Source organism: Peribacillus sp. TH16 (assembly GCF_016651095.1).
In the GTDB taxonomy this organism is placed as follows: Bacteria; Bacillota; Bacilli; order Bacillales; family DSM-1321; genus Peribacillus; species Peribacillus butanolivorans.
The window spans coordinates 13,450-35,771 of record NZ_JAEKEM010000003.1 but is presented as its reverse complement, the minus strand read 5'-3'; the positions used below and the strand labels follow the sequence as shown (position 1 = coordinate 35,771).

21 protein-coding genes and 4 pseudogenes are annotated in these 22,322 nt (G+C 36.6%); 14 read left to right on the top strand and 11 right to left on the bottom strand.

The features are described 5' to 3' along the window. Window positions 1-237: 237 nt before the first annotated feature. Window positions 238-438 (top strand): AMP-binding enzyme, encoded by a 201-nt coding sequence (locus JFV29_RS11505; RefSeq protein WP_201183594.1) that lies wholly within the window; start codon window positions 238-240, stop codon window positions 436-438. Window positions 439-856: 418 nt separating this feature from the next. On the opposite strand, the gene JFV29_RS11500 is transcribed toward JFV29_RS11505, so the two are convergent. The 3 genes from JFV29_RS11500 to JFV29_RS11490 form a co-directional block, all read right to left on the bottom strand. After that, entirely contained in the window at window positions 857-1,129 is a 273-nt protein-coding gene (locus JFV29_RS11500) for an alpha/beta hydrolase (protein ID WP_201183591.1), read from the bottom strand. A 71-nt stretch (window positions 1,130-1,200) separates the two neighbouring features. Further along, the gene (locus JFV29_RS11495) at window positions 1,201-1,632 is read right to left on the bottom strand and encodes an alpha/beta fold hydrolase (protein WP_201183589.1); all 432 of its coding nucleotides are present in this window, start codon (window positions 1,630-1,632) and stop codon (window positions 1,201-1,203) included. 22 nt (window positions 1,633-1,654) lie between these two features. Further along, window positions 1,655-2,407, bottom strand: coding sequence for a carboxymuconolactone decarboxylase family protein (locus JFV29_RS11490; RefSeq protein WP_201183587.1), 753 nt, complete (start codon window positions 2,405-2,407; stop codon window positions 1,655-1,657). 203 nt (window positions 2,408-2,610) lie between these two features. Between JFV29_RS11490 and JFV29_RS30370 the strand changes: the two are divergent. From JFV29_RS30370 to JFV29_RS11455, 8 genes and pseudogenes are all read left to right on the top strand, one after another. Next, window positions 2,611-2,715, top strand: a pseudogene (locus tag JFV29_RS30370) (recombinase family protein); the annotation flags it as partial. A 313-nt stretch (window positions 2,716-3,028) separates the two neighbouring features. Further along, on the top strand, window positions 3,029-4,063 hold the full coding sequence (locus JFV29_RS11485) for a LacI family DNA-binding transcriptional regulator (RefSeq protein WP_201183585.1): 1,035 nt from the start codon (window positions 3,029-3,031) through the stop codon (window positions 4,061-4,063). 360 nt (window positions 4,064-4,423) lie between these two features. Further along, window positions 4,424-5,290: a sugar phosphate isomerase/epimerase family protein gene (locus JFV29_RS11480; protein ID WP_201183583.1), complete on the top strand. Its 867-nt coding sequence runs from the start codon at window positions 4,424-4,426 to the stop codon at window positions 5,288-5,290. Beyond that, window positions 5,287-6,396, top strand: coding sequence for a Gfo/Idh/MocA family protein (locus tag JFV29_RS11475; RefSeq protein ID WP_201183580.1), 1,110 nt, complete (start codon window positions 5,287-5,289; stop codon window positions 6,394-6,396). Before JFV29_RS11480 ends, JFV29_RS11475 begins: the two co-directional genes overlap by 4 nt. 241 nt (window positions 6,397-6,637) lie before the next feature. Continuing rightward, window positions 6,638-7,606: a sugar phosphate isomerase/epimerase family protein gene (locus tag JFV29_RS11470; protein ID WP_201183578.1), complete on the top strand. Its 969-nt coding sequence runs from the start codon at window positions 6,638-6,640 to the stop codon at window positions 7,604-7,606. A gap of 56 nt (window positions 7,607-7,662) precedes the next feature. Further along, window positions 7,663-8,751, top strand: a complete 1,089-nt coding sequence (locus JFV29_RS11465; RefSeq protein WP_201183576.1) for a Gfo/Idh/MocA family oxidoreductase — start codon at window positions 7,663-7,665, stop codon at window positions 8,749-8,751. Window positions 8,752-8,943: 192 nt separating this feature from the next. Then, window positions 8,944-10,224, top strand: a complete 1,281-nt coding sequence (locus tag JFV29_RS11460) for an MFS transporter (protein ID WP_201183574.1) — start codon at window positions 8,944-8,946, stop codon at window positions 10,222-10,224. 256 nt (window positions 10,225-10,480) lie between these two features. Next, window positions 10,481-11,480: pseudogene (locus JFV29_RS11455) on the top strand (ROK family glucokinase). A gap of 168 nt (window positions 11,481-11,648) precedes the next feature. Here the strand turns inward: JFV29_RS11455 and JFV29_RS11450 are convergent. From JFV29_RS11450 to JFV29_RS11430, 5 genes are all read right to left on the bottom strand, one after another. Then, a complete protein-coding gene (locus JFV29_RS11450) occupies window positions 11,649-12,356 on the bottom strand; it encodes an IS6 family transposase (RefSeq protein WP_201183572.1) in 708 nt (235 codons plus the stop codon). A gap of 237 nt (window positions 12,357-12,593) precedes the next feature. Continuing rightward, entirely contained in the window at window positions 12,594-12,785 is a 192-nt protein-coding gene (locus JFV29_RS11445; protein WP_274606944.1) for a DUF2798 domain-containing protein, read from the bottom strand. A gap of 772 nt (window positions 12,786-13,557) precedes the next feature. Then, the gene (locus JFV29_RS11440) at window positions 13,558-13,851 is read right to left on the bottom strand and encodes a putative quinol monooxygenase (RefSeq protein ID WP_056529674.1); all 294 of its coding nucleotides are present in this window, start codon (window positions 13,849-13,851) and stop codon (window positions 13,558-13,560) included. A gap of 102 nt (window positions 13,852-13,953) precedes the next feature. Next, window positions 13,954-14,595: a nitroreductase family protein gene (locus JFV29_RS11435; RefSeq protein ID WP_056529677.1), complete on the bottom strand. Its 642-nt coding sequence runs from the start codon at window positions 14,593-14,595 to the stop codon at window positions 13,954-13,956. Between the two features lie 77 nt (window positions 14,596-14,672). Next, window positions 14,673-15,101 (bottom strand): MarR family winged helix-turn-helix transcriptional regulator, encoded by a 429-nt coding sequence (locus JFV29_RS11430; RefSeq protein WP_201183568.1) that lies wholly within the window; start codon window positions 15,099-15,101, stop codon window positions 14,673-14,675. A 237-nt stretch (window positions 15,102-15,338) separates the two neighbouring features. Between JFV29_RS11430 and JFV29_RS11425 the strand changes: the two are divergent. Further along, window positions 15,339-15,506 (top strand): annotated as a pseudogene (locus JFV29_RS11425) (NAD(P)-binding domain-containing protein); the annotation flags it as partial. Between the two features lie 150 nt (window positions 15,507-15,656). Beyond that, window positions 15,657-15,959, top strand: coding sequence for an IS3 family transposase (locus tag JFV29_RS11415; protein ID WP_201183566.1), 303 nt, complete (start codon window positions 15,657-15,659; stop codon window positions 15,957-15,959). 170 nt (window positions 15,960-16,129) lie between these two features. On the opposite strand, the gene JFV29_RS11410 is transcribed toward JFV29_RS11415, so the two are convergent. From JFV29_RS11410 to hxlA, 3 genes are all read right to left on the bottom strand, one after another. Continuing rightward, entirely contained in the window at window positions 16,130-16,846 is a 717-nt protein-coding gene (locus JFV29_RS11410; protein ID WP_201183564.1) for a 3-ketoacyl-ACP reductase, read from the bottom strand. Window positions 16,847-16,983: 137 nt separating this feature from the next. Next, window positions 16,984-17,541 (bottom strand): 6-phospho-3-hexuloisomerase, encoded by a 558-nt coding sequence (gene hxlB, locus JFV29_RS11405; RefSeq protein ID WP_201183562.1) that lies wholly within the window; start codon window positions 17,539-17,541, stop codon window positions 16,984-16,986. 7 nt (window positions 17,542-17,548) lie between these two features. Continuing rightward, window positions 17,549-18,196, bottom strand: coding sequence for a 3-hexulose-6-phosphate synthase (gene hxlA / locus JFV29_RS11400; protein WP_201183560.1), 648 nt, complete (start codon window positions 18,194-18,196; stop codon window positions 17,549-17,551). Between the two features lie 222 nt (window positions 18,197-18,418). Here hxlA and JFV29_RS11395 point away from each other — a divergent pair, with 222 nt between their 5' ends. The 3 genes and pseudogenes from JFV29_RS11395 (at window position 18,419) to zwf (ending at window position 22,298) form a co-directional block, all read left to right on the top strand. After that, entirely contained in the window at window positions 18,419-18,784 is a 366-nt protein-coding gene (locus JFV29_RS11395; RefSeq protein ID WP_201183558.1) for a winged helix-turn-helix transcriptional regulator, read from the top strand. Window positions 18,785-18,996: 212 nt separating this feature from the next. Next, window positions 18,997-19,849 (top strand): annotated as a pseudogene (locus JFV29_RS30365) (YitT family protein). 928 nt (window positions 19,850-20,777) lie between these two features. Then, window positions 20,778-22,298: a glucose-6-phosphate dehydrogenase gene (zwf, locus tag JFV29_RS11385; protein ID WP_201183556.1), complete on the top strand. Its 1,521-nt coding sequence runs from the start codon at window positions 20,778-20,780 to the stop codon at window positions 22,296-22,298. Window positions 22,299-22,322: the final 24 nt, after the last annotated feature.

Here is a 22,322-nt window from a genome sequence, read left to right as displayed (position 1 = left end):
AAATACACCCAACCAACAGATAGTCTTTGCAAATGAAATTTTACCAGTAAAATCGTTGAAAAAAATTCATAAGGAACAAAAACAACTCAAAGAAAAGTAGAGCAGTTAAAAACGTTTTGAAATAATTGTCAATCGATATTCAAAAGAAGAATTAGAGACAATTATCCAGTTGAAAAGCCTATTAATTAGGCTTTTTAATGTGTTTTTAAATTAAAGCAGGGGTCTCAGTCATAACTAATGGCTAATGCCGTGTGGGGGGAATCGGTTAAAGCCATTGTTGTACAAAGGGAAGGGGCTAATCTCATAGCAGAAGATATCATTGGTTACTGCGAAGGAAAATTAGCCGGCTATAAGAAACCAAAATCAGTAGACTTTGTACATGAACTCCCACGAAACCCATCGGGGAAAATATTAAAAACAACATTGCGCGTTGATTAAGCAGTTGCTATTTTTTTATAAAATAGACAAATAGGAGTATAGATAATAGGTTTTTTATGATGTTTATTAGTATATTATATCTATTTTACATGTTTAAGCACTATTTTTATTTATGTCAAGCTCAAGGTACTTAAAAAGACAATCCCATATTCAGTGTAAAAATAAGAAAGCCTAGTGATGAAATAATCATTACAAACATAATTTACAAAGAATATCCTGATAAAATTCACGAAATAATATGGGGGAGTAAAAGAAAGTGGAATTGGTAGAGAATGGGTAAAGTACGCCATTGAGGAAATGACGGAACAAAAATTATCTCGACGGTAACAAGCACCAAGGTAGAAAAAAGCAGCGACATTTTCAATCGCTACTTCTTCAAAAAGTTCCATTCATTATGGGTAGTGACAGTGCACTGGCTCTATTTCAAAAACTCCACCAGTTCCGTTGTAAATTCCCCTGAAGCCTCAATGTTGGACAGGTGGGCTCCTTCGAGTTCGACGTAGCGTGCGCCCTGAATCTGCTCAGCAAGGTATTGTCCGTCAGATGGAGGCGTTGCTAAATCCCCGGTGCCAACAATTACTAATGTTGGTACGTTAATTTGTTTGACTGAGTCCCGTTGATCCATATCACGGACTGCTGCACAGGCTTCAACATACCCCTCAGGTGAAGTCGACAAAAGAACCTTTCTCACCTGATCCAGCTCTTCAGACCCTTGCACCAGATATGGATCCCTGAACCAACGAGCCAAAACGCCCTCCGCAATTACTTCCATTCCTCCATTACGAGTAGCTGAAATTCTTGCATCCCAAATTTCACGAGGCCCGATGAAAGCAGCCGTATTGCAAAGCGCAAGTTCCCAAGACGTTCAGGAACATTAAGTGCCAACCACATACCTGTCATGCCACCCACTGAAACTCCAGCAAAGTGGGCACGTTCGATTCCTAAACCATCCAAAAGGCCGATTACATCCTGTCCAAGTTGCTCAATTGTATAGGGACCTGTTGGCACACCTGATTCACCATGTCCACGAGTGTCATATCGTAACACACGAAAATGCTGTGTTAGAGTTTCAATCTGGGTATTCCACATCGGAAAATCGGTCCCGAGTGAATTGGAAAGAACCAAAACTGGAAGATCTTCCTCGCCATCGAAACGGTAATGTAAGCGAAAACCATTAACTTCTATAAAATTCATGCCAAACACCTCCTAATAATGTCTACTTTTCTATTGATAGATAGTCGCTACCTTCAAACCAAGCCGGAATACCTGCAGTCAGTAACGCTACAAGAGATACATCAGCAATTTCCGCTTCGGTTGCTCCATATTTTTTTGCACCCTGAACATGGAGTTCAATCCCTTTTGGATACATTTCTGCGACATTAATCCCAACAAGAACAAGTTCCTTTAGTTTACGAGAGACAACATTGTCTTTTAGAACTGTTCTTCTTAAATCTGTATATCTTTCTAAAACAGACGGGTTAAATTGATTTAAAACTTTAACCCAGTTAGGCAGCTCCCCACCCACTTCTTTTTCATAATAACTGTTATAGTCAGCCAAGGAGGCGAAAAAGGAATCTTCATCTTCAGGAGGTGCAGCATTGAATTCTTCTTTTCCAACATAAGAAACCGCGTATTCAATCGCTTTAACACCCGTAAACCAGGCAGGTATGCCTCTAGAGATGATACAGGTAGCCAAAACATCGGCAACCTCCTCGATTGAGGCACCTGAATCGATAGTACCCTTTGTATGATAGATCATACTCCGTTCATATCTGCGAGCAGCATTAATACCGACCAGGATCAATTCTTTCTCCTTTTTAGAAAGAGCTCCGTCTACTAAAATTTCTCCCCTTAATTTTGTGTAATATTCAAGGGCCTTAGGTGCAAAATGGTGCATCTTAGCTACCCAATCCGGAACCTGACCGTAAACTCGCTCGAAAAATTCTAATCCATTAAAAGTTGTTGTCATGTTAACATCTCCTTAAGTTTTTTATTTTTAGCATGAATGGTTATTCGACTAACACCAATTATGCGGATTTTAGAGATAATTCCGCAAGTTTTGGAATTAATTCCGTCGAGTTTCCACTTTAATTCCGTGAAATTCACTTGTTATCTTGCACATTCAACTTAAAAAACAGCTACCTTCATGTAAGATTAGCTAGGTTTCTTAATATTTACTACGCGTTTTATCTAATGGAGCAAGGTATAACACTTATTGAAGACGCAGAAAAAGCTGGTGTGTCCAGAATGACTCTTTATCGTAAAATAAAAAATTAAAAATGACTGGAATTAGAGCTTCTCCTTAAATGATAGATTTTCTATATTTGCTTATAATGCAAAATAGCGATTAAAACAGGTGCAAAATAACACCCAAAGTGACAGTTCTATGTCTCCATCAAATAGTTTTTGCACCAGAATGAGAAAATACATATGTAAAGGCTCCTAGTTCAAAAAATGGACTTGTAATCCTTAATTATACGATTAACAACTAGACGAAACGTATAATATAAGAGAAGATCAGTTGACAATTGGAAAGACAGTATGTGAAAATATAGTAAAAACGTTTACATAATTAAGGATTGAGGATTATATGAAAGTTACAATTAAGGACGTAGCTCGTGAAGCAAATGTATCAATAGCAACGGTTTCCCGTGTAATAAACGGAAAAGATAGGGTGAAGAAGGAAACCAGATTAAAAATTGAAAAGGCAATCAAAAAACTTAATTTTCGACCGGACCAGGCTGCAAGAACCATGATTATCAAAGAAACGAAGACGATTGGTTTGATGATTCCGGTGCTGACCAACGAATATTGGGCTGGATTATCCGAGGTGATTCAAGATGCCTTGGGGGAAAAAGGATACACATTGATTATTGGATCAGACAACATGAATCCGGATAAACAAAAAGCAATATTAAATGTATTTCAGGAAAGAAAAGTAGATGGAGTTATTGTAGGATCTTTCCTGCCGGATGTTACTGTAAAACATGTGGATGATTTGAAACAAGAAGGTATTCCAACCGTTTCCTTCTTCCCATTTCACCCGAATATGAATTGTGTTATGGGTGATCATGTACAGGGGTCAATGGATGTTGTTCAACACCTCATTCAATTAGGTCATAGAAGTATTGCTTATATAGGGTCTCTTCCTACGACTAGCTATGAAAGAGTGATGGGGTATAGGAATGCTTTAATGATGAACGGTATTCAGGTTAATGAGGCGATTATGATGGACAAAAATGAGATAATCCTCGATTTTAGTAGATATGGCTATGAGGCCACTCAGCAGCTGATCCAAAGTAAAGAAACATTTACGGCCGTTTTTTGTGCAAATGATTTAATGGCCATTGGAGCTATAAAAGCGTTATATGAAGCAGGGATAAAAGTTCCTGAAAATGTGGCTGTTGTTGGCTACGATGATATTAGTATGGCAGGTTTGTATCGACCTTCCTTAACGACTGTTCAACAGCCTATTAAAGAAATAGGAAAAGCAACGGTAGATATGTTATTAGAATTAATACTTCACAATGATGAACCCATGTCGAAGAAAGTGACGTTTCCGATGAAATTAATTGTTCGAGAAAGTTGTGGAGCTAGACAGTTCATGTCTTTAGATAACAAGTAACTCCCAATATAGAACACATACGCTTGATAGATTTTATTGTTCACGTTTATAAATTTAAACGTGAATAATATTTTTTATAAAGAATGGATACTGTAAACGTCTTTTTGCAGATATTTATCATAATGGATTCTAATAGAATTTCTACAGTATTAAATCTAAACGTTTTTACTTTTTTCTCTAATTTTTGAATATTTTGTTTGCCAAACATTATTTTATTTGATATAAATATAATGAAAGCGATATCAAATAGCTAATTAATAACAAAATCAAAATGGTTATATAAGAAGATAGTTTTTAAAATAAAATGTAAACGTTTAGATTTTTGTTAAGTTATCTATACTACATGAGGAGAGGTTGAAGATGACCATGCAAATTGGATTACAATTATTTTCAGCAAAGGAAGCATTTGTTAATGATCGTCTAGGTACTTTGAAAAAAATAGAAGAAATTGGATATAAAAATATCGAGGTTCCTGTAGATTTTTCAGGGAAGGACCTTTTTGGTATTGGAGAACTGAAAGCATCTGATTTAAAGGAAATGACGGAACAAGCTGGACTGAACATCGTCGCTACTCATGTTTTAGTAACAGAGGAATCTCAATTCGATCAAGTGATTGCTTATAATAAAGAATTAGGGTGTAAAAAAGTAATTATACCGATTGCTTTTTTCAAGAATTATGTAGAGGTAATAGCATTTAGTGAAACATTAAATCGATATGGAAAACAATTACAAGAGCATGGAATGAAATTATACTATCACAATCATTTCCATGAGTTCCAACGTTTCAATGGTCAATATGCGATGGAAATTATTTTGGAACATACGGATCAGGAATTAGTAGGGATTGAGCTAGATACTTACTGGGCATTAAGAGCCGGAATCGATGTGATTGCTTATCTTGACAAGCTGGCTGGTCGTTGTGATTTGATCCATCAAAAAGATTTACCGGCTTCTGTTACACCAATCAATATTTTTGAGACGTTGGATGGGAGAGAAGCAATTACAGTAGAAACCTTGTCACAATTTACGGAACCTGAAAACTTTGCAGAAATTGGGGAAGGTGTAATGGATATTACTAGTATCATTCGTGCGGCAGAGAAACTGACAGATATTCAATATATTATTGTAGAACAAGATGCCACTGCGAGAGATGAATTGGAAAGTATAGAAATCAGCTATAAAGGTTTATCTGCATTAATCGAAAAAGTATTGGAGGGAACAGTATGAATAAACTAAGAGTTGGAATGGTTGGTTGTGGCGCTATTGCCGTACAGAAACATTTACCTGCTTTAATGAAATTAAGTGATAAAGTGGAAGTGGTAGCATTTTGTGACGGTAACGAACAAAATACACTTAAAATAGCAGAAAAGTTCAATAAAAATGCAAGACTTTATACAGATTACCAAGAAATGGTGAAAGATAATGATATAGATGTCATTCATATTTGTACACCTAATGTTTTTCATGCACCTATGGCAGTAGCAGCTCTTGATGCAGGAAAACATGTAATGTGTGAAAAGCCTATGGCTATTAATTCTAAAGAAGCAAAGAAAATGTTAGAAGCATCAAAACGCTCAGGAAAAAAATTAACAATAGCTTATCAAAACCGCTTTAGAAAAGATTCTCTATTATTAAAAGAAACATGTGAAAATGGAGAATTAGGAGAAATTTACGTAGCTAAAGCTCATGCTGTTCGCCGTCGAGGAGTCCCAACTTGGGGAGTATTTATGAATAAAGAATTACAAGGTGGTGGGCCGTTAATAGATATCGGAACACATGCACTAGATTTGACTCTGTGGTGTATGGATAACTACGAGGTAGCTTCTGTAACAGGTGTTACTTACAACAAATTAAAAAATCAAAATCAAGCTAATCCATTTGGAACGTGGGATCCAGAAACATTTAACGTAGAAGAATCTGTCTTTGCTTTTATTAAGATGAAAAACGGAGCGACGATTTACTTAGAAGCGGCTTGGGCATTAAATACTCTGGATGAGCGTGAAGCCATGACCACTTTATCAGGAACTAATGGTGGAGCAGAAATGAGAAGAAACAAAGTAACGAACACGAACGAATTAGTCTTTAACGGGGAAATGTATGGGAATCTTGTGGAAACAAAATTGCAGGACGCAGCAGGAATTGCTTACATCTCGCCAAACGAAGAGAAAGAAGAAGATCGTGAAATTGGTCAGTGGATTAATGCGATTTTAGAAGATAAAGATCCAGTTGTAACACCTGAACAAGCATATACAGTAACAAGAATATTAGAAGCTATTTATGAGTCTGCTGAAACAGGTAAAACAATCGAATTTCATGAATTAAGCATTCATTAATAGGGAAGTATCGAAGTAGAGTTTGGTTGATTATCGGCAATTATTAATCTAAACGTTTACATTATATCGGATAAAAATAAGAATTAATATTTCTAAAAATATATAATAATAGCTATGTAAACGTTTATACATTTTTAAAAATATTTTTTTATCAAATGCTTGTCATAATCGACCCTTACTCTTTTTAATTATATTTGTATTTAAAAGGTACAAAGAGTTGCATACGAAGGGGGAAACCTACATGAAACTGGGAGTATTTACGGCTTTATTTTCCAACCAGTCCTTTGAAGAGATGTTAGATACCGTACAACGGGCAGGACTGGATACGATTGAGATTGGAACAGGGAGTTATCCTGGAAATGCTCATTGTCCACTTGATGAACTTTTAGAAAGTGAACAAAAAAGAAACGAGTATATGAATGCGATTTGTTCTCGAGGGTTACAAGTAAGTGCATTAAGTTGTCATGGGAATCCTCTTTCCCCTGATCAGAAATTTGCAATGGATTCGCACGAAACGTTTGTAAAAACAGTGAAATTAGCTTCGTTACTAGACATTCCAGTAGTGAATTGTTTTTCTGGAACTCCTGGGGATCACGAGGGTGCCAAATATCCAAACTGGCCGGTTGTAGCGTGGCCGCCTGAGTATAATGACATTTTACAATGGCAATGGGAAGAAAAGTTGGTTCCATATTGGAAAAAATGGGGAAGGTTTGCCCAGGATTTTAATGTAAAAATCGGTTTAGAATTGCACGGAGGATTTTTAGTTCATTCTCCATATACATTATTAAAACTTCGTCAATTAACATGTGAGGCAGTAGGATGTAATCTGGATCCAAGCCATCTATGGTGGCAAGGGATTGATCCGGTAGCTGCGATTAAAATTTTAGGGAAAGAACAGGCAATTCATCATTTTCATGCTAAAGACATTTATTTAGATCAAGATAATATTAACATGTATGGTTTAACAGATATGCAACCGTATACTTCTTTACAAACAAGAGCATGGACATTCCGTTCAGTAGGCTGCGGCCACGGAATAGAAGCATGGTCCAATATCTTAGGTGCCTTACGACTATATGGATATGATTATGTTGTCAGTATCGAACATGAAGATGGTTTAATGTCTATTGAGGAAGGATTTAAGCGGGCTGTTGATAATTTGCAATCGATCATGATTCGGGAACAAGCAAGTGAAATGTGGTGGGCTTAATCCGTTTCCCCATTCTGCTTATAAATAAAAACACGATGATTAGAGGGAGATGTATGATGAGTAAAGTGTTAAATGTAGGAATAATTGGAACAGGGGAAGTAGCACAAGTCATCCATTTACCAATTTTGGCGACTATGCCTGATAAGTACCGTATTGCTGCACTATGTGATGTGTCAGAAGAATCTTTAGCTTACAACGGTAAGAAATACGAAGTAGAAAACTTATACACGGATGCGAAAGAATTGGTGAAACAATCCAACTTAGACGTAGTATTCGTTTTAAACAGTGATGAGTATCATGCGGAAGTTGCCGTTGATGCAGCAAACGAAGGAAAACATGTCTTGATTGAAAAACCAATGGCCCTGACGATGGCAGATGCAGATGCAATTATTGAAGCGAAAAACAAGAATAATATCAAGGTTATGGTTGGATACATGAGAAGATATGCACCTGCATTTGAAGCTGCGATTAAGGAAATCGGTGGATTGGATAAGGTGTTATATGCTCGAGTACGAGACATCATTGGTCCTAATGAATTCTTTGTCAATCAATCCGGTGCGAATCCAAAGAGATTTACGGATATTCCAGAAGCAGCAATTACCGATAAGCAAGTACGTGCAAAAAAATTAGTAACAGACGCAATAGGTGAAGTAGATGATCAACTGACTTTTGTATACCGACTTCTAGGCGGTTTAGGTAGTCATGATCTTTCGGTAATGAGAGAAGCTTTAGGGATGCCTCAATCTGTTATTGGTTCTGGTGTGAAAGGTATGTTTTTAAATACATTGTTTGAATACGAGAACTTTAATGTGAGTTACGAAACAGGGATTGACCAACAAGGAAGATTTGATGCTCATTTAGAAGTATACGGAGAAACAAAGTCGGTACGAGTAGAGTATGACACACCTTATATTAAGGGCTTGCCTATTAAACTAATCGTGAATGAAACAGTGGATGGGACTTTCAAAGAAACGGTCATTCGTCCTACTTATCAAGATCCTTACAATATTGAACTCGAAACTTTACATGAAGCACTTACAGGAGACGTTGAGATCAAAACGACTCCGGAAGACTATAAAAATGATTTAGTGATCTTTAAAATGATCATTGATTCGTTAAAAACAAAAAAAGTACCCGTTTGGTAATGCTGGATACCTTCAGAGATTGGTCGTTCACTCCAATCTCTGAAGAAACATAGTTTCTTGATTCATAAATGAAAACGCTTAACTATTCTTTGTATGAAGTATGAATGGTGAACAAGACAGGAGAAGCAAAATGACTCATGAAGATGAAAAAAAGAATTTTGTCATGAACGATAACGCATGGGAGGTGTAAACATGAACCATGTAGCTGGGAAACAAAACATAATTGATAAAATAGGGATGCCCTCCAATTTATTCTGGGGGTATATAGGCATTATTATTTTTATGATTGGTGATGGATTGGAACAAGGTTGGATTTCTCCTTATATGATTGAGAGAGGACTTTCAATAGAAAGTGCTTCACTGATGTTTTCTGTATATGGAATAGGTACAGCAATCTCGGCATGGTTATCAGGTGTTTTTGTGCAAATATTGGGACCTAAGAGAACTATGATGATAGGCTTTTGTATGTTTGCGATTGGGTCCATCTTATTTATTTGTTTAGGAGTCATCCCATTTAGTTATCCTCTAATGTTAACCTTTTATCTGATAAGAGGGTTCGGGTATCCATTGTTTTCCTTTGGCTTTTTAGTTTGGATTACCTATCGTACTCCTCAAGCAAAACTAGCAGCTGCAGTGGGATGGTTCTGGTTTGTGTTCTCACTTGGAATGAGTGTAATTGGCCCTTTTTACTCTAGTTTGGCACTTCCAAAGATTGGCCATATTAACACCTTATGGACTAGTTTAATCTTCGTGACAATTGGTGCGATATTAGCGCTGGTTGTCAATAGAGATACGTTTGATATAAAAAGAGTGAGTAGCGGTAACACAAAAGCAGAGTTTCTTAAAGGAATTACCATTATGTATAAAAATCCAAAAGTCACACTTGGTGGAATTGTAAAAGCGATAAATGGCCTTACTTTAGTAGGATTTGCTGTTTTCTTACCGACATACCTTCAAAAGTATGGTTTTTCAACGAGTGAATGGCTTAAATTATATGGATCTTTATTTATTGTAGCTATTATTTTTAATCTAATAATAGGAACATTGGGTGACAAAATTGGTTGGAGAACGACGATTGCTTGGATAGGTGGTGTAGGGAGTGCTGTCGCAACATTAGCCGTTTATTACACCCCGCAACTGTTTGGACATAACTATTTCATGATGTTACTTGCAATGAGTTTGTGTGGAGCAACAGTGGCTGGGTATGTTCCCCTTACAGCTTTAGTCACTTCATTAGATACTCAAGATAAAGGAGCGGCTATGTCCGTTCTAAACTTAGGTGGAGGATTAGGTGGTTTTATAGCGCCTACTATTGTTGGAATTTTTATTGGTCCATTAGGTGTCGGGGGAGTCATGTGGATTTTCGCCATTTTATTCTTAGCAAGTGCTGTTATGACTAAGTTCCTTACATTACCTGATGAAAAAAAAGAAAGTAAAGAGGAAGAGGAGAATCATAAGGCAGTCAACCTATAACATAAAAAGGACAAGAAACTTATCTAACTTGGATATACGGATACTATCATTTTTAAAAAGTACGTGTTCAGCATGAAAAAGCCACACACGAGATAAAAAGGCTGCAAAGAGCTTTGGAAGACAGCTTTGCAGCTCTTTTATTTCTCTAAGACTCCTGTCACCTTGAGGGCGTTTAAAAAGGAAGCATAAAAAATAAAAAGACTTAAGGAAAATGGCAAGCGAAACATTTAACTAAAGGAAAAAAGGATGAATAATGATGTATGAAAAATGGTTAGTGGGTGTGGACTTAGGTGGTACCACTATTAAAGTGGCGTTTATTAATCAATATGGTGGAATCATTCACAAATGGGAAATAACAACAAACAAAAAGGGGAAAGGGCATTATATTCCGACTGATATAGCCAAATCGATCGATCAAACATTGGATGATTTAGGCCAAAACAAACAGAAGTTAATCGGTATTGGGATTGCAGCTCCAGGTCCGGTCAATTTGGAAAAAGGGTCCATTGATGTGGCTGTTAATTTAGGCTGGGAAAACTTCCACTTAAAAGACCTCCTTGAAATGGAAACATCTTTGCCTGTCATTGTTGAGAATGATGCTAACGTGGCGGCAATCGGCGAGATGTGGAAAGGTGCCGGAGAAGGATCGAAAGATTTACTATGTGTGACGTTAGGGACAGGTGTCGGGGGGCGGAATTATTGCCAATAGCGAGATTATACATGGGGTAAATGGAGCAGGTGGTGAAATTGGTCATATTACCTCTGTTGTGGAGGGGGGGACACGCTGTAATTGCGGGAAAACAGGATGTCTTGAAACCGTAGCCTCTGCTACAGGCATTGTCCGCTTAGCGATTGACGAATTATCCTTCACCGATAAACCGAGTATATTGAGAGCTGTGTATCATGAACATCAAACACTATCGTCCAAACAAGTATTTGAAGCTGCAAATGATGGCGATGAGTTAGCGAGCAAAGTGATTGACAAAGTTACCCTACATTTAGGTTTAGCTTTAGCCAATTTGGCAAACGGCTTAAATCCCGAGAAAATTGTTATCGGAGGCGGGGTTTCGAAAGTAGGTGATACGTTATTGACGCCATTGAAAGAGAAATTTACCCGTTTTGCTTTTCCGAGAGTAGCGCAAGGTGTGGAGTTAGTTGTTGCTACATTAGGTAATGATGCGGGTGTCATAGGCAGCGCTTGGTTGGTGAAAAAAATGTTAATAAACGACCATAAAAATGTGCCTTTGTATTTGTAATAAAACGACTGATCACTAGTAAGGGAAAATGGTTCTGGTGCAAAAAGATTAAATTGATTGCAAGTAATCTCTAAATCTTTGACATACTGATACTGTTACTCTAAAAGGTTCTGGTGCAAATATAATTTGTTAGAAACATAGATCCCCAATATCCTTTTCGTTTATGAATTATGATGCTACTCCAAATAATTTATGTATGAATTCAATCTCGCTTTGGACAGATTTCACCCCTTGTTGCAGTTGTCCTTTTTTCAGCATATGCATCACCTCTATTCCACAGATAATCTGTTTGGCTGTTTGGAACGTTTTTAATCCTAACATAGAACGGACTCGCTTCTTTATAAAGCGATGATCCTGCTCCACTATGTTATTCAAGTACTTCTGTTGTCTAAGTTGCATACCGTCAGGTATGCTTTTCTCTTTTTTCAACTGTTCAATTGCTATAGGATATGCCGGATTTTTATCGACTGTTATGACACGAGGTTTAGAAACATGTAAAGACCGCATAGCTTTCTTGAAGAAGCACTTTGCAGCCTGTTTGTCTCTTGTCTTACTGAGATAAAAATCAATCGTGCTTCCTTCGGAATCCACTGCACGATACAGATACATCCAGTGTCCTTTTACTTTGATATACGTTTCATCGACTCTCCAAGAGTCATTTGTTGGCTTAAGATGACGCCGTACTCTTTCATCTAATTCCGGTCCATATTGATGAACCCAACGCATAATCGTTGTGTGAGCCATCGATAGGCCACGCTCTTCCATCATTTCCACCAAATTACGAAAGCTCAAGTTGTACCGTAGGTACCATCTTACTGTTAATAAGATAATATCAGGCTGATAATGCTTCCATTTGAATTCTGCTGGTTTCTTCATACCGATACACATCCTTTTTATACTGATAGTATCAGTATGTCCAAGATTGAGAGATTACTTGCAAGTGTTTAAAATTTTTTGCACCAGAACCCTTTAAAGAGCATAAATCGTTTTAATCAATTTGCTGAGCTACATTACGAAGTGAAAAGATAACAAAAAGGACAAGACAATGTAGAAGCTCGTTCACATGTCTTGTCCTTTTCTTATTTCAAAAGCGATTGGGAAGAAAAAATAGATTTACTCGCTTTCTACAAAATTAATTTTTTGCATTATTTTTTGTATTAATACTGGAAAATAGTAAGCACCAAAAAGAGCCCATATAAAAGCCTGTGACCAAGTTTTCAACCACGTAGATAAAAACAAACTATTATACCCATTACTTAGTGAGACTAATATAAATGTAATAAAAAAGGACATACAAAAAGCCATTAAAAGAGCAAAAATAATCCGCTTGTATCTATAATTAATGTTCATTTTTTACCGCCATTCATTCAAAAATTGTAAATCCTAACCTATTATGTATTTTGGTTAAGTGAACTTATATTATCATCTATATGTACATTAGTAAATCAAATATCTAAAAATGTAGTTTTAGAGAAGAATTTAATCACGGCTAATTGGCGTGAATTTGTATGGGAAGAAATATAGTGTTGAAACGGTAAGGCCAATACCAATACCGTCCAATAAGGGTGACCGCCTTATTGCTGATGAGATAGGTCAACATCGTGCGGTTCGTTCCGTTATGTTATGTTATGTTATGTTTTGGTAGGGCAAGGTACGGTACGGTACGGCACAATCGTAAGGTATGGTACGGATAATTTTAAATTTAGCGGAGACTTTTGGCTTACAATGGATTGGTTAAGATTATTATTACTGTTATTGCTTTGTGTTGTATCTGGTATTAGTATTTTTAGTGCTTAACAAAATAAGTGAAATAAAGTAATTAAACATTGTGAAGAATTACACTTAAACTAACGGGTGCGTTAGTTCATTAAGAAGAATAAGTAAAAAAAGTCGATTCCTTAACGTAGAGGAGATCGACTTTTTAGGTTAATTGTCACACAGATTATGTACGCCAAATAAGCGCGTGATGTCCGAGAAAATGGAATGGAAATAAACAAGAGTTGCAGCTTGTTTTACCGAAGCAGCAACTCTTTGTTTTATAAGATGGGATATAGGAAATCCCATACATTTTAACTCATTATTTTAATGGTTGTCCTTCAAATGCGTTAACATTTAAAGGTGAAGAAAGGAATTCTTTAGCTTTACCAACAAACGAGGTGAAGTGCTCACTTGAATTATGGCTTGCAACCGCCAGATGATCTTGCCAAACTTCAACCATTGTAAATTCATTGTCTTTTTCTGTAGCTTTGTGAAGAGTGTAAGAAACATTTCCACTTTCCGCTCTTGAAGCTACGATTAGCGGTTGAATCTCCTCTAGAAATGCATCTTGTTTTGCTGGATTAATATTGAATACGGCATGAATGATAATCATTAAACGTCATCCTCTCTTTTGTTAAGCATAATAAACTTAATATATAATTAAAGTAAAAATAACATACTCGATTGAAATTTAATGAATGGATTCTTTATTACATTACTTCCATTGTGCGACTTTATCAATTGGAAGACGAACTGATTGATGGCCATTATCTGCTGCTTTACCGATTGAAATTAGCATAACTGGTACGTATCGATCTTTATCTAATCCAAAAGCTTCTGCAATCTGGTCTTTTTCATAGCCCCCGATTGGATTTGTATCATAGCCATAAGCACGAGCCGCAAGCATTAGTTGCATGGATACAAGACCACCATCAACTAGAACGACCTCTTTCATCTCTTCACTAGTGATTTTTTCGAAATATCCAGCAAATGAGGCTAATATGTTTTCTTTTACTTCTAAAGGCATAAGCCCTAAATCTACAGCTTTACCGTAGATTTCTTCGCCGTTATCAAAATTGTTCATATCACCAAATACGGCAATTACTGCGGAAGATGTTTCGACTTGATTTTGGTTAAAGCGAGCAAGAGGTGCAAGTGTTGCTTTTCCCTCAGGACTATCAATTACAAGGAAACGCCATGGTTGCATATTAACTGAAGAAGGAGCAAGTGTCGCTAAGGTAAGTATTTCCTCCATTTCTTCCCTACTGATTTTTACGGATTTGTCGTAATTTTTTATGGAGCGGCGTCCAGTGACAATTTCTTTGAAATCATTTGTTAATTGTGCTGTAGTAGTCATAGTTGATAGTCTCCTCTTTTTAACTTTAGTAGTTTAATTTATAGTTATTCTCATTTCAAATTGTAACGAATCAAGTGTTAGACTTGGCTTATATTTTTTTGAATGCGTGTCAGCATATCTGTTAACTCTTGACGTTCTTCTTCTTTGAAATCTTTAAGCATCAAAGTGACAAAACGAGCCTTTTCAGCTTGGTAGAGAATAATCTGTTTGCGACCATGATCTGAAAGACAGACAAGAGTAAATCGATTATCCTCCGGATCTTTGCGTCTTAAAATCATTCCAGTCGCTTCAAGTTGTTTTAAATGCCGGGTAATCGCTGCACTGTCAATGTTAACCTCTTTTTGAAGTGCTGTTTGACTAATTTCATCAACTTTATAAAGCTGATATAAGATATCATGTCTTGATTGACTAATGCCCGTACAACTTTCAAATTTTGAACTTATCTGTTTGTTAAGGCAGTTCATTATATATAAAATAAAAGATTCATTAGAACATGAATTCGTCAAGAAACACCCTCTTTTCATACGTTAGACAAAATAATTGATAGCTCAATAGTTGATGTGTCAATTAATATACTATACCCTAAATAATAAAGCAAGTATTTTAGTACTGCAACTTTTGCTTAACCAGAAGCTGCTCATCAATTATTGGAAGAGGATGGTTATAGATGGTGGTAAAAGAAAGATTATGATTATACTTTGAATCCATTACGCTATAGGTGAAATACTCAAGGAGGATTAATGATGAAGGTCGGATTAATTGGATTAGGAAAAATGGGGCTAAACTTAGGAAAGAACTTAATTGACCATAAACATGATGTAGTAGCATTTGATCTAAATACAAATGCTGTTGAAGAAATAAAGAAATACGGGGCTGAAGGTACATCTAGCTTACAAGATCTTGTTCAATCCACAATGGAATTGAATACGGAATGATGGCTTCGATTGGAGAAGGATTTGAAGTATTAGAAAAGATGACCCCTGTACAATGATATGATCCCCTTTTAGTAGACAGAAAAAAGAAAGCACATTAATCTGTCTATATATGGAGGGGATTTTTCTATGGGTAATATTAAAGGAACGTTTGATAAAGCATTCAAAACACTTCCCACCAATACAATAACCTATTTGAAAAAATATAAAATGCAATCCAGTATGTCAAGAAAGGGAAACTGCTGGGATAACGCTTGTATGGAGAATTTCTTCAGTCACTTTAAATCGGAGTGTTTCTATATGAACTCCTTCGGTACCTCTGAAGAGGTTCGAGGTGCTGTAAGTATGTATATTCGATTCTATAACCATCATCGCTTCCAGAAAAAATTAAACAACCTGAGTCCATATCAATATAGAACTCAGGTTGCTTAATTGGTCTTTTTTATTTCTGTCTATTTGACAGGGGTCACTCCACAACAGAGATCATCTTCTTTAGGCTGCCTAATCCTTTTTTTAAAAATGTCCTTTACAAAGGGTACACTTTACAACTAGGTTCCTACTTCTTATCCAATATAGACAAGAAGAGTCGATCACTTCTCAAATTAAGGATTAGTTGACCATAATCCTGAAGTCTTTACTAGGACTCTTGGATGAAGTTTTAACCCGGCTACAAGCAGCTCTGCTAAATCCTCTGATTGCATAACATTTTCAGGATTTCCACTAATAAGATTGGTTTCAATGGCCAAATCAGTTGCAACTGTACTTGGTGTTAAAGCCGTTACACGGATATTATGCTTTCTTACCTCTAGCATGAGTGATTCCGTTAGTCCTAAAACAGCAAATTTAGAAGCGCTGTAAGCACTTGTAACAGGTGCTCCTTTTTGGCCCGCAGTTGAGGACATATTCACAATATCTCCTGATTTTCTTTCAATCATATCAGGTAAAACGGCTCTTGTTACATTATATACACCCATCAAGTTTACTCGGATGATGTTTTCCCATTCTTCAGGAGTTAAATCAAGAAAACCGCCAAATTTAGCTATACCTGCATTGTTGACTAAAATATCAATAGAACCTAGGTCTGATTTGATGTGTTCAACAGCTTGATGAACTGCTTCAAGATCGGCTACATCTGCTGTTGCTGCTGAAACGTTCACATCATATTGCTCTAGTTCCGCGGTTACCTTTTCAAGATTTGACATCGTTAATCCAATCAATCCTAAATGAACTCCTTCTTTTGCTAAAGCAATCGCAGTAGCACGCCCGATTCCTCTGCCTGCCCCAGTAATTAAAGCAGTTTTTCCTTTTAATGAAATCATGCTATCATTCCTTATTAAAAAATTTTAGAATAATTGTTAATAATAACAAAATAATGTTTTAAAGACTAACCAAAGGACCGCAAAGTTTCTTTAGTATGTTTGCGGTCTTTTGGTTATTACATTCTTAGGACTATGTTTTATTCAAGATTGGCATGTCTGCCATACATCTTATTGGTATCTAATCCCTTTTTCTCCATGAATCTCAAGATGACGGCATCATAAAAAAGTAAAAGGGTCTGCTCAAATAATGAGCCCATTGGTTGGATGGTTTTATAATCGCCCTCTGATTGGTCTTTCGGGGATCCAGGCAATTTAATGGTGATATCTGCTAACTGTCCAATAGTGGAATCAGGGAAAATCGTGACAGTTGCAATTTTACCACCAATGCTTTTTGCTTTTTCAGCCATGGAGACTAAGCTTTTTGTTTCCCCGGATCCGGATCCGATGATTAAGATATCCTCTTTTTCAAAGTTGGGAGTTACAGTTTCACCGATTACATAAGAATCAATTCCCATATGCATCATCCGCATGGCGAAGGATTTGGCCATGAATCCTGATCTGCCTGCACCGGCGACAAAAACCTTTTTCGATTCAAGTATCCCGTTGACGAGTTTTTCAGCTTCTTCATCTGCGATTAAGTCAGCTGAATGATTAAGCTCTTTTAAGATTTCTGCTAAATATTGAGTCGTCTGCATCTTAGGATTAACCTTCTGTAACCGTTTGTTCTTTGATCATTTGTTGCATTTTGGCAGCAGCAGCTTTTTTATCAGCTTGTCCAGTAATCCCGCCGCCTACAATGACAAGGTCTGGATTTACTTTAATGACTTCTGGAAGTGTTTCTAATTTAATGCCGCCTGCGATGGCCGTTTTAGCATTTTTAACCACACTTTTGATGGTTTGTAGATCTTCAAAAGAATTTTTTCCGACTGCTTGAAGATCGTAGCCCGTGTGAACACAAATATAATCCACGCCCATAGTATCCACTTCTTTAGCACGTCCAGCAAGGTCTTTTACCGCAATCATATCGACAAGGACTTTTTTACCCTGTTTTTTCGCTTCTTCTACAGCACCTTTAATCGACATATCTTCAGCCGTTCCAAGAATAGTGATGATATCAGCACCTGCTTCGGAAGCTTTCATCACTTCATATCCAGCAGCATCCATAATTTTCAGGTCTGCTAATACTTTTAAGTTAGGGAATGCTTCTTTTACTGCCTTTACAGCATGAAGACCTTCGTTGATCACAACCGGTGTTCCGATTTCTACGATATCAATATGCTCCTCTACTTCTTTTACCAATTCGATTGCTTCTGGAATGTTGACTAAATCTAATGCTAATTGTAATTCCATCTATGTTTCACTCCTCATAATTTATTAAGTTTGTTGCACAGTAGTAATAATGCCCATTGTTCACTTTCGTTGCTCCTGGCAACTGTAACCAATGCTCTTGTTAACAATGGTACAGTGTTAGTATAATGTGTATATTAAAAGTATGAAAGTACGCACTTTATTTTTACATAGTGTTAAAAAGTATACTATGTGTTATTCTATATAGAAATGGAGGTGAAACAAATGTCACGTATGCAGGACAAAATGTTTAACTGTGAAAAAGAATTAACGCTTTATGTTATTGGCGGTAAATGGAAAATGCTGATTTTGTGGCATTTAGGAAAAGAGGGAACGAAGCGATTTGGTGAGCTGAAGGCTCTTATGCCGGGCATTACTCAACGAATGCTTGTTAACCAATTACGCGAGCTAGAAGAAGACCTCATTGTTGAACGAAAAGTCTATCCTGTTGTTCCTCCAAAAGTAGAATATTCATTGACCGAACAAGGAAAAAGCTTAATGCCAATACTCGATTCCATGTATGAATGGGGTAAAAACTATATGGAGAATGTGATAGATACTCCTGCCAATAAAAGTGCGTCTATTAAATAGCAATCATTCTAAAAAGAGGGGATTAAAAACCACAAGTAGACTTTTAATAAGTCAAGACTTGTGGTCTTTTTATTTGCAATGATCCAGTTCATAAAGGAAATAAAGGAGTACATTCTGGAAAAAGGTAAATAATATTCCTGTGTTGTAAAGGATTTTAGCTGTACTGTTTTATAGTAAGGAATCAAGAATAATACATATTTTCAGGTGAGATGATGAAAAAAATTGTTGAGTATGTTTTTTTAACTTTGGGGGCGTCAATCGTTGCTATGGGATTAGAAACGATGTTAGCACCAAACGGGCTAGTAGATGGTGGTGTAACAGCGTTATCGATTATGGCCAATGCTTTATGGGGAATCCCGATTTATGTTGTATTTTTGGGCTTAAATATTCCTATCTTAATTTTTACAGCTAAAGAAGTGGGTAAAACCTTTGTCATTAGAACTCTATATGCAAATATTATTACTACCGTTGGTTTAGTACTATTTAAATCGATTCCTCCTATTACTAAATCTGAAGTATTAATTGTTTAATACGGTGGGGTAATCTTAGGAGTTGGGATAGGAATCGTTGTAAAATTTGGCGGTGCAATAGATGGCACTGAAATGCTGTCGATTTGGTTTAACCAACACTATCGATTTCCGATTGCCTCATTTTTATTTGTCGTAAATGCTTTCATATTTACGATTGCGGCGGTTGTCTATACATTGGAACAGGCCATGCTTTCTCTGGCTGTTTTTTATATAGTGACGAAAATGATTAATTATGTTTTAGATGGATTAAATCATGGGAAATCTGTCATGATCATTTCAGAAAAACCTGATGAAGTTGGAGATAGCATTATCAGTCATTTAAATATCAGCATCACATTTTTATATGGAGAAGGCGGTTTTTTTAAGGGAAAGAAAGAAGGTTATTTATTGTATTACGAACAGGTTTCTTTTTTCCAATTTAAAAAGTGTCGTTTTAGCAGCAGATCCATCAGCTATTATGGAGGCGTCCTATGTTTGTGAAACATCTGGTATAGATAGGTCGCTTATACTACCGAAAGCAAATCCTTCTAAATAATAAAGCTTAATATTTGCTTATATTAATTAGCCTCATGTTGATACATGTGTATATCGCCCGTTATAAACCAATTCGCAAAGCTTTGATAAATGACTGTGCAAACGACAAGGGCAAAGAGTCAGCAGTAAGCAAAACATTACAAAGAGTCGTGAACCCAAGGATATTCCATTATTTATCATGAGTCGATAAAACTATTATTTAAATAATGACTCCAAGGCAATTTTGAAAGATCTTCGTAAATAACGAAGATCTTTTTATTTTAAATCCTCTAATTGAAAATCTCACAACCCCATATGGTATATAAAAGTATACTAAGTATATTTTTAAACATTATATAATAAAAAAGTGCGTACTTTTAATTATTTGTTGTAGATATTATACTAACATCAATGCAGCAACCAATCTTTTTTAAGCGGCAATTGTTAAGATGAAAAGGGACTTATACCATTAGGCCTTTTAACAGGGGAATGAAGAATTCTCCTTTATATTTTGAAAATAAGATCGGACTTAAGATAAATCTAATCTTTCTCAACTGTAACAACATCCAATACAGTTGTTAGGTGGAAGTTATACGCATTATTCAAGATAGATCGTCTATTAATGAATGCAGAAAGGAATGAAACGAAGAGGGTAAGGAAAAAAGCAAAACATCGAAAAGTTTGCGAAAGATGTTTAACGATCACTACAAATGATTAATAATGTCCTCAATGTGGCTATGACCATTTCCGGAAATTCATTTTCATGGTGCAAGTTGGGTGAAATAATCAAGTATATAAAGCGGATGCAGGGTAGCGAAAGTCTGCAATCATTTAGATCGTAAAAAATTTGATGTGCCTTATATGGTTACCATAACCAACAATTATCAAGTATTAGAGTAGGTACCTACCTTTTCTATTGCAAAGTGTTTTGAAAAATGGAGGAATGAAAAGTGGATTCTATGACCTTTGTTTTGTTTGGAGCAACGGGTGATTTGGCCAAAAGAAAAATTTATCCGGCTCTTTTTAATTTGTTTTTAGATAAAAAGATGCCCCAGTCATTTTCAATTATTGGGTTAGGCAGGAGAGAACTATCGGATGGTACATTTCAAACAAATGTAGAACATTCATTAAGAACATTTTCTAGACGCTTTATCGAAGATAAAGCTAAATTAAAAGAATTTATCGACGCGTTTCGTTACAGCCAATTAGATGTAACGGATGTGAAAGGGTATCAAGAACTGCTTAATTTGGTTCAGAGGCGTGAACGGGAGTTAAATATTCCTGAAAATCGATTATTCTATCTGTCTGTTGCACCCGAGTTTTTCGATGTAATCGCCTCTAATATTAAAGAAAGCGGATTGGGAACGACCAATGGATGGAAACGCCTGATTATTGAAAAGCCGTTTGGGCATGATATGGTTTCCGCCCAAGATTTAAATCAAAGGCTACGCAAATCTTTTAGCGAAGAGGAAATTTACCGGATAGACCATTATCTTGGCAAAACAATGGTTCAAAACCTCGAAGCATTGGCATTTACCAATCCTGTGCTTCAATCCTTATGGAATAATCAGCACATAGCCAATATACAAATAACGGCTAGTGAAACGGTTGGAGTAGAAGATAGAGCGGGCTACTATGATCAAGCCGGAGCCATCCGGGATATGTTCCAGAATCATATGCTGCAAATGTTGATGATGATGGCCATGCATTTACCAAAAACGACAAGTGCGGCAGATATCCGGAATGAAAAGAGAAAGGTGATGGAATCATTGCGGCCTTTGCAGAAAGAGGATGTCGGTTCTCAAGTTGTCCGTGGCCAATATAGTGCCGGAGAAATGAATCATGAGCCAGTGGTTGGATACAGGGAGGAACCTGGGGTTGATTCTTCCTCTGTCAATGATACTTTTGTTGCCGCCCGTTTATGGATTGATAATGATTTTTGGGGAGGAGTTCCTTTCTATATCCGTACAGGAAAGAGAATGAAGGAAAAGTCGACTCGTATCGTCATAGAGTTTAAAAATCCAGTGAAGGAATTGTATGGATCCGATCAACAAACGGAACCAAATCTATTAATTGTCAATATCAATCCCAATGAAGGGATATCGTTACAATTGAATAGTAAGAATCCGCTAAAAAACGGGAAAATTGAGCCTATTTCAATTGACTTCTCAACAGGAGCAAAAGACATACCCGAAGCTTATGAACTCTTAATCTTTGATGCATTACGCGGTGACTCGACATTCTTTGCCCACTGGAATGAAGTGGAATTATCGTGGAATTGGGTGCAGCCAGTTTTAGAAGCGTTTGAGGAAAACACAGTCCCCTTACATTTGTATCGTTCAGGTTCGATGGGGCCGGGTGCTTCGGATGAACTTTTAAAAGAGGACGGGTTTTATTGGTGGGAATACCAAGGGTCTAAGTATGAGATGATTTCAAAAGATCAATCAGTAAAAGTATTAAAAATACGTTAACAACACGAATAGTACAGGAGGACA